The sequence below is a fragment of the Arthrobacter sp. efr-133-TYG-118 genome, assembly GCF_030209755.1.
GTDB lineage: Bacteria > Actinomycetota > Actinomycetes > Actinomycetales > Micrococcaceae > Arthrobacter.
Map to the genome: position 1 here is coordinate 38,051 of NZ_JARVRH010000020.1, position 15,105 is coordinate 53,155.

Annotated in this window: 16 protein-coding genes and 1 tRNA gene; 4 read left to right on the plus strand and 13 right to left on the minus strand. The window is 64.7% G+C overall.

Translation table 11 applies throughout. The features are described 5' to 3' along the window. Positions 1 to 49: 49 nt before the first annotated feature. The 3 genes from QRN59_RS16250 to QRN59_RS16260 all read right to left on the minus strand — a co-directional run bounded on the left by QRN59_RS16250 (position 50) and on the right by QRN59_RS16260 (position 1,937). Positions 50 to 976 carry an AEC family transporter gene (locus QRN59_RS16250; protein ID WP_284983529.1) on the minus strand — a complete coding sequence of 309 codons (927 nt, stop codon included), beginning with the start codon at positions 974 to 976 and terminating at the stop codon, positions 50 to 52. Positions 977 to 1,129: 153 nt separating this feature from the next. Further along, positions 1,130 to 1,558 (minus strand): aspartate 1-decarboxylase, encoded by a 429-nt coding sequence (gene panD / locus QRN59_RS16255; protein ID WP_284983530.1) that lies wholly within the window; start codon positions 1,556 to 1,558, stop codon positions 1,130 to 1,132. Between the two features lie 55 nt (positions 1,559 to 1,613). After that, positions 1,614 to 1,937: a putative antibiotic biosynthesis monooxygenase gene (locus QRN59_RS16260; protein WP_284983531.1), complete on the minus strand. Its 324-nt coding sequence runs from the start codon at positions 1,935 to 1,937 to the stop codon at positions 1,614 to 1,616. Between the two features lie 99 nt (positions 1,938 to 2,036). On the opposite strand from QRN59_RS16260, the gene QRN59_RS16265 reads away from it, so the two are divergent. Beyond that, positions 2,037 to 2,630 (plus strand): TetR/AcrR family transcriptional regulator, encoded by a 594-nt coding sequence (locus tag QRN59_RS16265; protein WP_284983532.1) that lies wholly within the window; start codon positions 2,037 to 2,039, stop codon positions 2,628 to 2,630. Here the strand turns inward: QRN59_RS16265 and QRN59_RS16270 are convergent. Then, positions 2,614 to 3,468, minus strand: coding sequence for a LysR substrate-binding domain-containing protein (locus QRN59_RS16270; protein WP_236813341.1), 855 nt, complete (start codon positions 3,466 to 3,468; stop codon positions 2,614 to 2,616). The two genes, QRN59_RS16265 and QRN59_RS16270, sit on opposite strands and share 17 nt — an antisense overlap. 151 nt (positions 3,469 to 3,619) lie before the next feature. Between QRN59_RS16270 and QRN59_RS16275 the strand changes: the two genes are divergently transcribed. Continuing rightward, on the plus strand, positions 3,620 to 5,014 hold the full coding sequence (locus QRN59_RS16275; protein WP_284983533.1) for an MFS transporter: 1,395 nt from the start codon (positions 3,620 to 3,622) through the stop codon (positions 5,012 to 5,014). 67 nt (positions 5,015 to 5,081) lie between these two features. Here QRN59_RS16275 and QRN59_RS16280 read toward each other — a convergent pair whose 3' ends face one another. The 3 genes from QRN59_RS16280 to QRN59_RS16290 all read right to left on the minus strand — a co-directional run bounded on the left by QRN59_RS16280 (position 5,082) and on the right by QRN59_RS16290 (position 6,563). Beyond that, positions 5,082 to 6,215 (minus strand): N(5)-(carboxyethyl)ornithine synthase, encoded by a 1,134-nt coding sequence (locus QRN59_RS16280; RefSeq protein WP_502871068.1) that lies wholly within the window; start codon positions 6,213 to 6,215, stop codon positions 5,082 to 5,084. A 17-nt stretch (positions 6,216 to 6,232) separates the two neighbouring features. After that, entirely contained in the window at positions 6,233 to 6,367 is a 135-nt protein-coding gene (locus QRN59_RS16285) for a hypothetical protein (RefSeq protein WP_264637052.1), read from the minus strand. Between the two features lie 122 nt (positions 6,368 to 6,489). Beyond that, positions 6,490 to 6,563: transfer RNA gene (locus QRN59_RS16290), tRNA-Gly, on the minus strand. A gap of 237 nt (positions 6,564 to 6,800) precedes the next feature. On the opposite strand from QRN59_RS16290, the gene QRN59_RS16295 reads away from it, so the two are divergent. Beyond that, a complete protein-coding gene (locus QRN59_RS16295) occupies positions 6,801 to 7,247 on the plus strand; it encodes an SRPBCC family protein (protein ID WP_284983535.1) in 447 nt (148 codons plus the stop codon). Positions 7,248 to 7,308: 61 nt separating this feature from the next. On the opposite strand, the gene QRN59_RS16300 is transcribed toward QRN59_RS16295, so the two are convergent. Continuing rightward, positions 7,309 to 9,108 carry a CAP domain-containing protein gene (locus QRN59_RS16300; RefSeq protein ID WP_284983536.1) on the minus strand — a complete coding sequence of 600 codons (1,800 nt, stop codon included), beginning with the start codon at positions 9,106 to 9,108 and terminating at the stop codon, positions 7,309 to 7,311. A 133-nt stretch (positions 9,109 to 9,241) separates the two neighbouring features. On the opposite strand from QRN59_RS16300, the gene dcd reads away from it, so the two are divergent. Then, positions 9,242 to 9,817 (plus strand): dCTP deaminase, encoded by a 576-nt coding sequence (gene dcd / locus QRN59_RS16305; RefSeq protein WP_236813334.1) that lies wholly within the window; start codon positions 9,242 to 9,244, stop codon positions 9,815 to 9,817. A gap of 52 nt (positions 9,818 to 9,869) precedes the next feature. Here dcd and QRN59_RS16310 read toward each other — a convergent pair whose 3' ends face one another. From QRN59_RS16310 to QRN59_RS16330, 5 genes are all read right to left on the minus strand, one after another. Beyond that, positions 9,870 to 10,811 (minus strand): endonuclease domain-containing protein, encoded by a 942-nt coding sequence (locus tag QRN59_RS16310; RefSeq protein ID WP_284983537.1) that lies wholly within the window; start codon positions 10,809 to 10,811, stop codon positions 9,870 to 9,872. A gap of 127 nt (positions 10,812 to 10,938) precedes the next feature. Continuing rightward, entirely contained in the window at positions 10,939 to 12,144 is a 1,206-nt protein-coding gene (locus tag QRN59_RS16315; protein WP_284983538.1) for a cation:proton antiporter, read from the minus strand. A gap of 5 nt (positions 12,145 to 12,149) precedes the next feature. Next, a complete protein-coding gene (locus tag QRN59_RS16320) occupies positions 12,150 to 12,632 on the minus strand; it encodes a cation:proton antiporter regulatory subunit (RefSeq protein ID WP_059389838.1) in 483 nt (160 codons plus the stop codon). Between the two features lie 78 nt (positions 12,633 to 12,710). Next, complete coding sequence (locus tag QRN59_RS16325) at positions 12,711 to 13,496, minus strand: glucosamine-6-phosphate deaminase (RefSeq protein WP_284983539.1); 786 nt, start codon at positions 13,494 to 13,496, stop codon at positions 12,711 to 12,713. A gap of 35 nt (positions 13,497 to 13,531) precedes the next feature. Then, the gene (locus QRN59_RS16330) at positions 13,532 to 15,055 is read right to left on the minus strand and encodes a glycoside hydrolase family 3 protein (protein WP_284983540.1); all 1,524 of its coding nucleotides are present in this window, start codon (positions 15,053 to 15,055) and stop codon (positions 13,532 to 13,534) included. Positions 15,056 to 15,105: the final 50 nt, after the last annotated feature.

Here is a 15,105-nt window from a genome sequence, read left to right on the forward strand (position 1 = left end):
TAATGTCGTTTTCGGCGCTCAAAACGACAACAAATGCGAGTCAGTTGGGCTAAGTGAGCAGCAGGGCCACGGCGATCATCGCCGGGACGGCCACCACCGTGGTGATCAGGACCGTATCCTTGGCCACGGTGATTCCCGTGTTGTAGCGGCTCGCGGCCACGAACACGTTCTGCGCAGTGGGCAGGGCCGCCGTGACCACCACGGCGAACAAGGCATGCGCCTCCAGGCCCAGCGCGAAGCGCGCGAACAGATATGCCATCGTGGGGTGGACAAACAGCTTGAAGCCGCTGGCCAGGAGCGCGTCGGTCCGGCGGCCTGTGTCCTTTTGCAGGGGCCGGGAGCCGTTCAGGCTCATCCCGAACGCCATCAGCATCGCGGGAATGGCGGCACCTCCTATCAAGTGGATCGGGTCCATGATGAGCGAGGGCACTTGCCAGCCCGTTCCAGCCACCACCAAGCCGAGGGCCGATCCCACGATCATCGGATTCCGCACGATCATCAGGACGAAGCGCAGGGGAGTGGTGCGGTGGGCGCTGGTGCTCGCGTCGAGCGCCATCAGGTACATGGGAGTGAAGAATGCGAGCTGGAAGATCAGCAGTGGAGCCACATAGCTTGCGTCGCCCAGGACGAACACGGCGATGGGGATGCCGAGGTTCGCGGAGTTGGCCAAGGAAGCGCTCATGGAGGACATGAGCGATTCGGGCAGGGAGCGTTTGAGCCAGAACTTCACGAGGACGAAGAACAGGCTGCCAGTGACGACGGCGCCCACCGCCGTGACCAGGAGCGGAGCGGCGAAGATGTCGCGGAGATGGGCCTTGCCCAGGGTTTCAAAGAGAAGCGCAGGGCTCGCGACGAAGAAAGTCAGGCCGCTGAGGACCGAACGTGCGTTGTCCCCCAGAATCCCGCGCTTGCCGACGAACATGCCCACCAGAATGATGGCCCACACCACGAAGAACCCGGAAAGGACGCCCAGCATTACGGCATCCGGAGGGGGATGGGCGCGGGGCGGCGTGGGTTCACAGTCCCAGCCTAAATCAGCTTTATTCGGCTGTAAGGCCCGACGGCGGCATGTTCCGCCATGTGGACCGCGAAGAAGCGGTGCCCTTGCGCAACGGAAGAGGGGGGGAAGCTAGTTCAGGTCTGCGTTGTTGAGTGCGTGCGGTGGGCGCATAATGCCGGGAGTGATGCCTTCGGCCGGATCGCTGCCGAGCTGGACGATTTTGTTGGCCCTGTCCACATGGACAACCTTGGGTTGGTAGGCCTTGGCCTCTTCGGTGGTCATCTCCGCGTAGGTGATGAGAATGACGACGTCGCCCACGTGCACCAGGTGCGCTGCGGCCCCGTTGATGCCAATGACGCCGGAGCCGCGTTCGCCGGCAATGGTGTAAGTTTCCAGGCGCGCGCCATTGGTCACGTCAACAATGGAGACGAGTTCGCCGGGGAGAATATCCGCAGCATCCAGCAGATCCAGGTCGACCGTCACTGAACCTACATAGTGCAGGTCGGCATGGGTCACCGTGGCACGGTGGATCTTGGACTTAAACATTGTGCGGTTCATAACGTGACAAGTTTAGCGCGTGGCAGCTCGATCGCCGGGTGATGCCTGACACAGGCTAGGCCTTGGCGGTGGCCTTCCGGGCCTGCCGCCTCTTCAGGGAACCGTAGCCAGCGAGCAGTTTGGGGACAACCAGGTAGACGGCGGTAGGAACCACAACGAGCGTCAAGACGAGGGCGCGCAGCGCGGGGTGCCATGACTCAGTGAGCGGAGCGAGAATCGTCATGCCGATCGCCACGAGGGGGAAGATGGCCAGCCACGTGATGACCGCACGCATGTGCACGGAAGGCATGTGTATGGAAGGCAGGTGCGCAGCGGGCCCGGCAACCGGCGTAACCGTGGCGCCGTCCGCGGGTGCGGAAACGGGGATTTGGGTGCTCATGACATTCTCCAACTATTTGGTTGCTTTCGGCGTGAGTTCAGACTAGACGCTGCTTTCGAAAACTGCAACTACTTGGTTGGAATCTGTTAAGATGAACAGATGGCATGGGATACCGAACGGACCAAGCGCCTCCTCCTCGAGGCGGCGACTGCCGAGTTCTGCCAATTCGGACTAGCCGGCGCCAGGGTGGACCGCATCGCGGCTGGGGCCGGAGTCAACAAGGAACGCATCTATCAGTACTTCGGCAAGAAAGATCTTCTCTTCGACGCGGTGATCGCATCCCAGCTCAGCAAAGTGGTGGACGAAGTGCGCATCGAGGGCGCTGGTCCCGAAGCCCTGGCCGATTACGCCGGACGCCTGTTCGACCATCACCACCAAGATGCCACCCTTCCGAGGCTGCTGTTTTGGGAGGGGTTGGAGCGGGGCGAATATGTGGTGAACCGTCCGGACCGGGCCGCGAACTGCAGAAACAAGGTTGACGGTGTCATCCGGGCCATGCCGGGGACGTCCAGGGAAGATGCGGCCGACCTGATGCTCACCATCATTGCGTTGTGCGACGCCTGGCCGGTACTGCCCGAGTTGGATGGCCTCATGGCGGGCAGCAAGGGGTCAAGCAGGGCGGAGCGGCGCCGCAAGGCGATCGTCCAGACCGTCCTCCTCGCGGCACGGGAGCTAGCTACGCCTGCTTGTTGAGCGTTCTGCCGATAATCGCCTGTGTCAGCGCATCCACTACCTCGGCGTTCGCCAAAGGGTTGCGGATCAAGGTGAAGTCAACGTCGCCCACGGGCGGTAGGTCGAAGCGCTTGGTGATCACCGTGAGGTCCTCGGGAACCAGTGACGACGGCATCACCGCGACGCCGATGCCAGCGCGCACCGCTGCCAAGACGCCGGCGATCTGCTTGGTCGAGCAGGTGACCCGCCACGTCCGGCCCATGGCCTCCAAGGCGTCGATGGCCAGTTTCCGGCTGACGCTCGGGGCCGGATAGCAGATCAGCGGCACAGGGCTGGCCGGGTCCAGCACCGTCTGTTCGACGCCCACCCAGGCAAACTTGTCGTGCCGGACGACTGTGCCGTCCTTCGCTTCGCCCACCCACTTCACGAACACAAGATCCAACTGGCCCGCGTTGACGCGTTTGTAGAGCTGGTCGCTCTGGCTGACGGTGAGTTCCAGGTTGATCTGGGGATACAGCTGCCGGAACTCGCGCAGGATCCGGGGCAAGCCCGTAATGGCGAGATCGTCGGCGGTCCCGAACCGCAAGCGGCCGCGCATGGCGGAGCCGGAAAAGTACCTCGCTGCGGAATCGTGGGCGGAGAGGATGTTGCGGGCAAAGCCTGCCATGGCATCGCCATTGTCGGTGAGCCGAACATCCCGGGTGTCGCGGGCTACGAGCGCCCGTTTGGCCGCGGTCTCCAGCTTTCGCACATGCTGGCTGACCGTGGGCTGGGCCAGGCCGAGGCGCTCGGCTGCCTTCGTGAAACTCAAAGTCTCGGCCACGGCCAGGAAGGACCGCAGCTGCACGGGTTCGAACACGGGACTCCTTTGAATAGCTACGTTCACCGCCGCTCTCGCCGGTGTATTGCACTTCGCAATGCTAGTTATACGGCCAATTCACTTCCATAATCACCGCGGCCAACCCTAGCGTTAAAGGCATCCCAGCGAAACGCCTATCCAAGGACTACTTTTGGCACCCCCACCGCCCTCAGCGGCAAACGTCAGCCAACCCACCATCGAATCACTCGCCGCAAGCAGCCGAATTTCACACGCTGCCGATACGGACACGGTCACCCAGCCAATCGCCGTCGTCAGTGAACGGCTGCCCTGGCGGCACACCTTCATTTCCCTCAAAGTACCCAACTTCCGGATTTTCGCCGTGGGCCACTTCGTCGCAGTCATCGCACTCTGGATGCAGCGGATTGCCCAGGACTGGTTGGTACTCCAGCTCTCCGGATCCGTCACCGCCGTCGGAATAACCGTGGCATTGCAGTTCACGCCGTCGCTGTTCCTGGGCCCCTGGGGCGGCATGATGGCGGACCGCTTCCCCAAGCGACGCATCCTCATCCTGTGCCAAAGCGTCGCGGCCTCCCTGGCGGCCATCCTCGCCGTGTTGGCGCTGACCCACCGCATCGAGGTGTGGCACGTTTACGTGATCGCGTTTGTCCTGGGCCTCGTGACGGTCCTCGACCAGCCTGCCCGGCAGGTCTTCGTCAACGAACTCGTGGGACCGAAATACCTGCGCAACGCCATCAGCGTCAACTCCACCACGTTCCAATTGGGCGGCCTCATTGGTCCCGCACTGGCCGGCGTGCTGCTGACCGCGGTCGGCGCGGGCTGGGCGTTCGCGGCGAACGCCGTGGCCTGCTGCTCCACTGTCACCATGCTCCTGATGCTCCGCAAGAGTGAACTTTATGTCAGCACGCCCGTGCCAAAACGCAAGGGAATGCTCCAGGAAGGCCTTCGATACGCCCTCAGCAAGCCCACCATCTACTGGCCGTGGCTCATGGCCGGTTTTGTAGCGGTCTTCGCGATGAGCCTGCCTGTGCTCCTCGCTGCCTTCGCCGACCACATCTACCATGCCGGTGCCGGCGGCTACGGCCTGCTCAACGCCATGGTGGCCCTTGGTGCGCTTGCCGGAGCAATCACCTCGGCCCGGCGCCGTCAATTGCGTCTACGCTCGGTGGTTCTGTGCGCCGGGATGTACGGCTTGATGCTGTGCCTGGCCGCGCTGGCGCCGTCCATGGTGTGGCTCGCAGCTGCCATGGTTCTTTCCGGATTCTGGTGCCTCATGTTCCTGACCGCCGCCAACCAGCTGGTCCAGGTCAGCGCCAACATGAGCATCCGCGGCCGCGTCATGAGCCTCTACATCATGGTGCTCATCGGTGGACAAGCCATCGGTGGACCCATGATGGGCTGGCTTGCCGAGCACCTGAACCCGCACGCAGCGCTCTTGGTGTCAGGCGGGGTGCCGGCGCTCGCGGCGGCGACAGTCGCCGTCGTGCTCGCCCGGAAGTCTGAGTTGCGGCTCAAAGTGAACGTCCGGGATCGACGCCGGATGGTACGGATCGTCGCGTCGGCGTAGCGCCTGTTTGGCTGGGCCGGGCGCCCACAAGGCGCCCGGCTGGTGGCGTGCTTAGACTCCGAGTCCCTTACGCCGCAAGATGCGGATAGTCCGCTGAGCGCCCTTGGAACTGGAGCACGTCCGGGTTGCGGATGACACCGTCCCGAATTTCGATGGCTCGGGAGATCGTTTCGTTGGCGGCCCAGGCCTCGGGGCCCGAAATGACGGTTTCGAGGAACGGCAGGAGCGCTTCGCTGATCTCCCAGCTGGACGAATTCCACAAGTAGGACGGGCTGTGGTCCACGGCGTAGTAGTTGATGTGGTCGCCCACCGTGAACATGGGTTCGGCGAACGTCGTGGTCCGCGCCCAACTGAAGCCCATGCCCTCGTCGCAGGAGACGTCAACAATCAAGCTGCCCGGCTGGAATGCGTCAAGGTCCCCGGTCCGCAGGTATGTCAGCGGCGAGTTCGGGTCCTGTAGCGTGCAGTTGACCACGATGTCGCTCGCGGCAAGGAACGGAGCGAGTGGCAGGCGGCCACGATCGGTAATGACCTCGCTCAGGAAAGGGGCGTTCTGGTCGTGGTCGAACTGCACTATCCGCACCGAGTGGATGGGGGAGCCGACCGCCGCTACACCGCGGTTGGTCAGCACCTGGACATCGTGGACGCCGTGCGCATTCAGGGCGGTGACCGCGCCACGCGCTGTGGCCCCGAAGCCAATCACGACGGCGCTCAGCCGCCTCCCGTAGTCACCCGTCGAGCCCGTCAGGGCAAGGGCGTGGATGACGGAACAGTAGCCCGCAAGTTCGTTGTTCTTATGGAAGACGTGAAGTCCGAAGCCGCCGTCGCTGGCCCAGTGATTCATCGCCTCGAACGCGATCAGTGTCAGTTTCTTGTCGATGGCTAGCTGGGTGATGGCCCTGTCCTGGACGCAGTGCGGCCAACCCCAGAGGACCTGCCCGTCGCGGAGGTCGGCCAGGTCTTCCGGCTGCGGCTTGGGCAGGAGAATGACATCCGAATTCGAGATCAGTTCTTCACGGCTTGCCATGCCACTGACCAGCGGCTCAAGTTGGCTGTCCGAAAAGCCGAAGCGCTCGCCGTAGCCGCGCTCGAGCCGGATGTGTTGCCGGAGTTCCGGAGCAATACGCTCCAGGTGCAGGGGATGGACGGGCAGCCGGCGCTCGTCCGGCTTCCGCGATGACGACAGGATGCCGAGGGTCATGGCGCCTATATGGCCGCTCACTTTTTGTTGCCGGTTGCCGGCTTGGCCACCGTTGTTGCGGAGGACTCTGAAGCCCTCTTATCCGCGCGCTTTTCCTTGATGGATTTGCCGGACTTCTTCGATGCAGCTTGGCGAGGTGATTTGTCAGCCATGATCGCTCCCTAGAGCAGAGCCGAAATGGCTCCTAGCTCCTGACGATACACCCACAGGCTTGGGCACCTTGTATCCGGGTGGCCGTTCGGTTCCGGGAAAAATGGGCCAATTAGCAAGAAAATGGAGCGGGCGACGGGAATCGAACCCGCGTATCGAGCTTGGGAAGCTAGCGCTCTACCATTGAGCTACGCCCGCAATACTCCGCAAACCAGCCGGAGCAGATCCCAGCTTAGCGCAGATGGAGCGCTGATCCAGACACAGACTCACCGGTATCACGGTCTCATCAAATTCCCTGCGGAGCGCGTAAAGATTCGGTTAAGCCTCGACGTGGGTGTGTCGCGTCGCGCCACGCCTGACTATTCTGTAGCAGTTAGCTGCTGTGTCATGGGGAACCCGGCTATGTCCAAGAGCCGTAAGCCGAAAGAGGATTCCGTGGCATTTGCAGAGCATGAAGTACTCATTGGTCGCGACGCCATGACCGTTTACCAATTCCTGGTCGACGGTCTCAACAATTCCCTGTGGCGCAGCGGAATCCGCAGCATTTCCCTCCGTTCCGGACATGCCGGCGAAAAAGGTGCTGTTTACCAGCAGACTTTGGCGGGCCCGGGCGGGCGGCCGATCGCGGCTGACTTCCAAATCACCGAAGCCAGGCCAGGCGCTGAAGTGCGATTCGCCGTCGTCGCCGGTCCTGCGCGGCCCACTGGCGGGTACTACCTCAGCACCGAGGGCCCCAATACCCGCCTGCGGTTCGCCCTGGAGTACCACCCCAAGGGCTTGCAGAAACTCATGAACAGCATGATCCAAAAGACCATGGAAGACGAAGTGGTCCAGCTGGAGCAGCTCAAGTCGGTCATTGAGGAGCAAACCCCGGAGGCGTAGTCCCCAGCGCCTCCCTCGCCTCGCTCCGCTCGCCCAGGGAACCCTGGCGGCGTGGGCCCAGCTACTGCGCCAGCTTGAGTCCGCCCAAACCGGTGACCGGAGTGCCCGGCGTCGTGAGGCGTCCGCCGGTCAGGTCCCAATATTCGATGGTTCCGTTGCTCAGCAGACCCGCGATTCCAGTGGTGTTGAGACCCGTGACACCGTTGAGCGAGCGCAATCCGGAGTAGTCGGTCCATCCGGTGCCCACTACCAGCCGGGCCTCAGATTTCGGCGTGGTTAGCCCGGAGCCGCGGTAGAGCCGCAGGTTCCCGTTTGCCTCCACGGCCAGCAGGTCCCGGAAGCCGTCGGCGTCGTAGTCCACCATGCTGAGGCGGATGGCACTGACGCCCGAGCCCACTTGTGTCCGTCCGACCAGGGCGGTGAGCCCCAGGTTCCGGTACAGGTAGAGCGCGCCGGTGGAATCGGTGGCGAGGATCTGCGGGAGCCGGTTGTTCCCACACCAGGTGCCCACGGCCATGGTCATCGACTGCCAGCCCGAGGAGCCCAACAAGACCGGGGCTTTGAATCCTCCATTCACCACGCCGGGGTAGAGCAGGAGCCTGCCGTCCAGCATTTGGACGAGGACATCGATCACGCCGTCGCGGTCCCAATCCGTGGTCATCACTTCTTTAGCCCCGGCGAAACCCGACCCGACCGTCCGGGCGGGACCGAACGTGCCGTTGCCGAGTGCCGGGTAGTCCCTCAGGTTGCCGGACGGGTCGACGGCGACGAGGTCACCAGCGCTGCGGATGGCTGCCGCGCTGAGGTCCAGCGTGGGCGGCTGGTGCTTCGCGATGGGGTCGCAGACAGTCGGTGCCGGAAGCTGGGGAGGGGCCGTGCCGGCACCAGGGCTGTTGACGGTGCCGGCGGGGAGCGTCGTATAGCCGAAGAGATTGACCACGCCCCACATCGTGTAGCTATTGGGGGTGGTCTGGTAGTTGCCGTCCGTGAAGGTGATTCCGACGCCAATCACGTTGAAACGGGGATCACGCAGCAGCGCGTCGTGGGCGGGCGAGCTTTTCCACCATTCGACAAGCTGGGCGGCGTTCCGATCCCAGCGGACCGCGATGATCTCGCCCGCGCCGTTGTCGGGGTTCAAGGCCCTGGGATCGGTCCAGAAGTTGCTGCGGTGTTCAATCACCTGGCGGCTGGCGATGTTGTTGGACCAGTCCTGCGAAAGCGTGGACACGGTGGGGTTGTACTTCACCGGATTCAAGCCAAGTGAAGTCCTGTAGGCATTGATGGCATTGAACACGGCCAGCACCTGGGCGGAATTGTCGTCGTTGACCAATGCATGCGGTGAAACCAGCGGGACGGCTGCGGGGGAGGACTTCGTTGGAACTGTAGCCGGATCCGGCTGCGGGACACCCCCTGCCGCCGCTCCGGGGAGCGGATCCGGGCCGGATGCCGGCGGGATGAAGGGCACCGGGGGCGGGCCGCCCGCTGCCTGGGGTGAGGTGCCATTGCCGGGCGCGACGGTGGGGCTTGCCTGCGCGGGCGAGCTCGCCGCTTGGACGGCTGACGCAGTGCCCGCACGGGCGGGGGATGCCGTGGGGGCGGCTCCAGCTGCTGGTGCTGCGGGGGTGGGCGCGGTGGCCGTTGGTGACCCCGGCACAGGTGCGGCCTGCGGAAGGCCGGATCCCGACGGCGGTGCGGACGCCGTCGTCGTACTTTCAGCGCCTGCGGCGGTGCCTGAGGTGGGAGGCGCGGCAGTGGCAGTTCCTGCGAGCGGAAGCGGAACGGCCAGCGGGCCGGAAGCAGGGGCCATAACCGTGAGAAGGCAGGCCGCCAGCACGGCAACGGGCGCCGCAATTCGTCTCAATGTTTCCCCAGATTCGCGTCGTGCCACCGTTCCCAAACACAACAGCGGTAACGGTAGTCTATGTGGTGCACTATAGTCCCATGCGCCACTCCGGCACCACGGGGTACGGGGTGCATACGGTACTTTTGATCCTGTGCTGATCTCTGACCGCGACATACGTGCCGAAATCGACTCCCGACGTATCGTCCTGGAGCCCTACGACCCCGCGATGGTTCAGCCGTCCTCGGTGGATGTGAGGATTGACCGCTTCTTCCGGCTGTTCGACAACCACAAATACGCGCACATCGACCCCTCGGAGGAGCAGCCTGAGCTGACCCGCCTGGTTGAGGTCGAGGGCGACGAGCCTTTCATCCTGCACCCGGGCGAGTTCGTGCTCGGTTCAACGTACGAGACCGTGAGCCTGCCGGACGACGTCGCCGCACGACTTGAAGGAAAGTCTTCGCTGGGGCGCCTCGGCTTGTTGACGCACTCCACGGCGGGCTTCATCGACCCCGGATTCTCGGGCCATGTGACGTTGGAACTCTCCAACGTCGCGACGCTGCCCATCAAATTGTGGCCTGGCATGAAGATCGGCCAGTTGTGCTTCTTCCGGCTCTCGTCGGCCGCTGAGCATCCCTATGGTTCCGGCGGTTACGGCAACCGTTACCAAGGCCAGCGCGGCCCCACCGCGAGCCGCAGCCACCTGAACTTCCACCGGACGGCCGTTTAGCGGCTCGAGACGTGAGATCTCACCTCTTTGAAGGTAGGAAAGGGCCGAGATCTCACTCCTCGCTGACCCACCCGGCGCGGGCAAGGGCATCGCGCACGCGGCGTACGACGCCGTCGAACCCCCACGCCTTCACGTGCCGTGCCGTAATGGTCACCGAGGTCCAGCCGATCGCGGCGATGGATTCGTCACGGCGAATGTCCGATTCCTTCTGCGTGGCAGTCAGGTGGTGGCTGCCGTCGTAATTGACGGCAACTTTGTACCGGGGGAAGGCCAAGTCCGGCCATGCCAGCTCCCGGCCGGCTGAATCCTGCACAACAAACCGCAATTCAGGTTCCGGCAATCCCCGCCGGCCGATGGCAAGCCGGAGCTTGGTTTCCGGTACGGAGTCGGCGCCAACCCTCGCGAGTTCCAGCGCCAGCCGGGCGTTCCTGCGTCCACGGATGCCTGGGTTTCCCTCCACTTGCGAACGCAAATCCTCAAGGGTACAAAGCGCGGCGCGGTTGTGGCCGAAACTACGGGATTGTCTGCAGATGAAGTGGTCGGCCGCGGCCACGAGATCGTCCAGGGGCAGCAACGCCGCCAAATCAAGCCACGTTCTGGCCGGACTCGTTACAGGGACGCCGTCAACGGTCCGGCGGTCGGCGGCCTCCAAAGCTACTCTGCGCCCGGCGACCCCCTTGCGAACTGGCCGGTTCCCGCCGTCCCACCGGAGCAAATGCAGCAGCGGCTGGCGTTCGAGATCCAGGGGGAGGGGACAGCGCCACAGGATCGCCGCCGTCGGGCCGCAACACACGGTCCGGGGCGAGATACGGGTCAGTAGGCGTGCTGTGTGGGAAAGCTCCTGGGCGGCGCCCCAAGGAACACGGACTCCACGGCTGGCCACGCGAAGATCCTTGTTCCATGCCCGGTTATCCGAAACCCCCGCATCGCGTTGCTCGGAGAGCGTGAACGAGCGACCCCTGAGGGTTTCAGGAAGAGGCCCGGGACTGCGCATGCACCAATTCTTGGCACAGCGCAGGGGTCCCCAACTCGTTATCCACAGTGGGGAGGAATAGTGCCGGGCCGCCTACAGATCGAGAGGTGAGATCTCGCCTCTTTGAAGGCTCGAAAAGGCCGAGACCTCACGCCTCGAAGGACGCAATAGGCTCCGATGCCTTCGGTTTGCGCGGGGACTTGCGGAAGGCCTTGACTGTCGGTTCCACGAAACGGGCCGCGAGCGGTCCGGTGATGGCCATGAGCAGTACGTACGCGGTGGCGAGGGCGGCAAGTTCTCGCGGGACGGCCCCCGATGTCACGGCCAGGCCTGCAATGACAATGGAGAATTCGCCGCGCGCAATCAAGGCGGCTCCGGCACGGAAACGGCCGGGAACGGCGATCCCTGCCCGCTTTGCCGCCCAGAATCCGGTCAGCACCTTGGTAACGGCTGTCGCGAAAGCCAGGAGCAGCGCCCAGCCCAGCACTGGCGGGATGCTGGACGGGTCCGTGTTGAGGCCGAAGGCTACGAAGAAGATAGCAGCGAAGAGATCCCGCAGCGGTTCAAGGATCCTCGTCGCGTTGTGGGCGGTTGCCCCCGAAATGGCAATGCCCAGCATGAACGCCCCGACGGCCGCGGAGACCTGGAGGGCGGACGCGATGCCGGCCACCAGAAGTGCGGCCCCGAGGAGATTGAGCAGAAAGACTTCGGAGTTTTCGCTGTGCACGGCCTGGGATACCCGATGGCCGTGTTTGAGGGCTACCACCAGCACGAGGGTGACCACGGCCAATGCAATACCCACCGTCTGGAGCCCGCCCAGGAAGCCCACGCCTGCGAGGATCGCAGTCAGGATCGGAAGGTAGATGGCCATGGTGAGGTCTTCGAACACCAAGATGGCCAGAACCACTGGCGTTTCGCGGTTACCGATCCGGCCGAGATCCGTGATCACCTTCGCGGCGATGCCGGAGGAAGAAATATAGGTGACACCGCCCATGACGATCGCGCCCACGAGTCCCCAGCCGAGCCACACGGCGATGCCCGCGCCCGGTAAGAAGTTCAACACCAGGTCCAGGACACCGGCTTGCCAGGAGCGCCGCAGTCCGGTGACGAGTTCCGCGGCCGTATATTCCAAGCCGAGCATCAACAGGAGCAGGATAACGCCGATTTCGCCGGAAAGATGGGCGAACTCGTGCATGCCATCGAGCTTGATCAGTCCACCCGCCCCGAACGCCAGTCCCCCCACCAGATAGAGCGGAATGGGGGACATGCCGATCCTGCCGGCCAAGCGCGCCAAGAGGCCGAGACAGAAAACGACTGCGCCCAGCTCAATGAGGGTCAGGGCCAGGGGGTCCATGGACGTCAGCCGTTGCGCAGAATGGCAGCCGCAGAGTCAAGACCTTCCTGCGTACCGACAGCCACCAGCAAATCACCCGTGTGAAGGACGACGTCGGGAGCCGGTGAGGGAACCACTTCGCCTTCGCGCATGATCGCCACGATCGATACACCACTGCGGGTGCGGATCTGGGCTTTGCCCATGGGCTGGTTGTTAAAAGGGGAGTCCGCGGTGATGGAGAACTGCCGCGTGACAATGCCGGGGATTTCCTTGTGGGCTTCGGCCAGGCGCATGGCGATGTGCTGTCCGCCGAGGAGGTTACCCAGGGCGGCGGCTTCGTCTGCGGTCAAGGGGATGGACGCCTGGCAGGTATCGGGATCGTCCCATGTGGAGACGAAAAGCTCGGTCTCACCCTCCCGCATCTCGACAACACCGATCCGCCGTCCCGAGGCCGTGATGAAATCCTTGCGGACCCCGAGGCCTGGAAGTTCTGTCTCATCCACGTTCATAAGTCCACCCTAGCCCTCTTGAAGGGGCGGCGGAATGACGCCACTCGAGCCGCTCACACAAAGCGGTCCGCGCCCTTTCTAGGGGGTCAAAGCCAGTCCGCGCGCGGCGTCGTCGTAGTATCCGCGGTTCGCCAATCCGGCCGCTGCCGCCTCGTCCAGGACCACCACAGCGTCGGCATGCCATTGCAGGATCGAACCCGGGCACGACGCCGTCAGCGGGCCCTCGACGGCGGCAGCGACCGCGGCGGCCTTCGCGGCACCGGTGGCGATGAGCACCAGCCGGCGCGCATCCAGCACGGTCCCCAAACCCTGGGTGATGCAGTGGGTCGGGACATCGCCGTCGTCGTCGAAGAACCGGGCGTTGTCCTGCCTCGTGCGGGCCGTCAGCCGCTTCAGCCGGGTCCGGGAGGACAGGGAGGATCCGGGCTCGTTGAAGCCCACATGGCCGTTGGCGCCGATGCCCAGGATCTGCACGTCGACGCCGCCGGCGGCACCGATTGCGGCGTCGTAGGCAGCAGCTCCCGCCTCGAGCTCGGCCTGGGTGGTGCCGGTACCGTCAGGGACATTCAGCCCGGCCAGGGGAAGTCCGATCACATCGCACACCTCGCGAATCAGGACCTGGCGGTACGACTGCGGGTGCTCCGCCGGAAGGCCCACATATTCGTCCAAGGCGAATCCCTTGGCGGCCGAGAAATCCGCGCGACCCGCGGCCGCTGCAGCCGCGAGTTCCGCGTACAGTCCCAGCGGCGAAGAACCGGTGGCCAGCCCCAGCACTGCTCCCCCGTCCGCAGGGATTCCTGAAAGGACGGCGTGGGCGGCGGCCGAAGCGGCCGATTCCGGAGTGGGCGTGACGATGACTTCCATGGCAACTTTCTGTCGGTGGGTGATGTGCGCTGCAGTCAGGGTTTAACGCTGCCGTTCAGCAGCTCCGTCAGGGCCTGCGAGACCGTGAGGGACGCACCATAGGTGACGATGTCCGCTCCGCCTCGCGGCCAGCCGCACTCGACGGCGATCACCGCGTGCCCCTCCGCCCTCAAACGGGCGAACACGGTCCACAGCGGGTGCTCGGCATCCAGCCCGCGCCCGACGACGGCGACCCGCGCGCCGTCGGGCACCTCGCCCTCGCGGACCACGGCCGAAGTCGTGGCAGCGGGGCCCCACGGCACCCGGCCTACGGCGAAATTGGATCCGGTTTCAACCTGGACGATCGCCACCGGTTCTTCCCGTGCAAGCCACCTCTGGGCCGCTTCGGACACTTCGAAGGCCCCTGCGATGCGTTCGCCGTCGAGCGCCTTCGGGTCGCCAGGACCATCGGAAAGCTGAGGCTTGCCCTGCAGGCCGAGCTGGCCCCTGATGGCGGCCTCCTGGATTTCCGCTGCCGTGGCGGCGGGGAAACGCGAGGACAGGGCGGCCGTGCGGGCAACAGCGTCCGCGAGGCGCTCCATTGGCAAGCGCCCCTCTTCGACCGCATCGGCGATCGCGCTGAGCGTCTTTTCGAAGAGGGCCGGTCCTGTTTCAGAACCAAGGCACAGCAGGTCCGCCCCGGCGATGAGTGCGCGGACGGCTGCTTCCGGAACACCGGTCTGGGCGGACGCGCCGGCCATGTCGAGGGCATCCGTGATGATGACGCCGTCGAATCCCATCTCGCGGCGCAGCAGGTCCTGCAGGATGCGCGAGGAGAAGGTGGCGGGGTGGTCCGGGTCGAGGGCTTCGACCAGGATGTGGCTGGTCATGACCGTGGCGCCGCGAGCCGCGACGAGTGCACGGAACGGGACGAGTTCGCGCGCATCCAGTGTGGCGGCGTCGGCCGTGACCCGGGGGAGCGCCAGGTGGGAGTCCGTGGTGGTGTCGCCGTGGCCAGGGAAATGCTTGGCGCAGGACGCCACACCGGCGTCTTCGAGGCCGCGGATCCAGGCGGCAGTGTGCCGGGCCACCAGATCCGGTTCGGCCCCGAAGCTGCGCACGCCGATCACGGGATTGTCCGGAGCGGAATTGACGTCTGCATCGGGGGCCAGGTTCAAGTTGATGCCCAGGCCTGCGAGTTCGTGGCCGATGGCGCTGGCGCTGGCAGCGGTCAGTTCGACGTCGTCCAAACGCCCGAGCACAGCGTTTCCGGGCTGCGTTGATCCCGTGAGGTAGTGCAGCCTCGTGACGTCGCCTCCCTCTTCGTCGACGGCGATGAGCGTGTTCGGGGAATGCGCGCGCAGCCCCGCGCAGAGCTCGCGCAACTGGACGGGGGACGCCACGTTGGTGCCGTAGAGGCACACAGCCGCCAGCCCGGCGTCGTACGCTTCAAGGATCCAGACGGGGACGGCGATGCCGGTGAATCCGGGCATGAGGGTGCCTGCCGCGAGGCGGCGGAGGTGGGCGCGGGCGGGCCCGGTGGCAAAGGACTGAGTAGCGGGGGACTGAATTGTCTCCATGTCCGGCTCCTTCGAAGGATGCTTGGCTGGTTAGTCAGGGTTGGAACCGG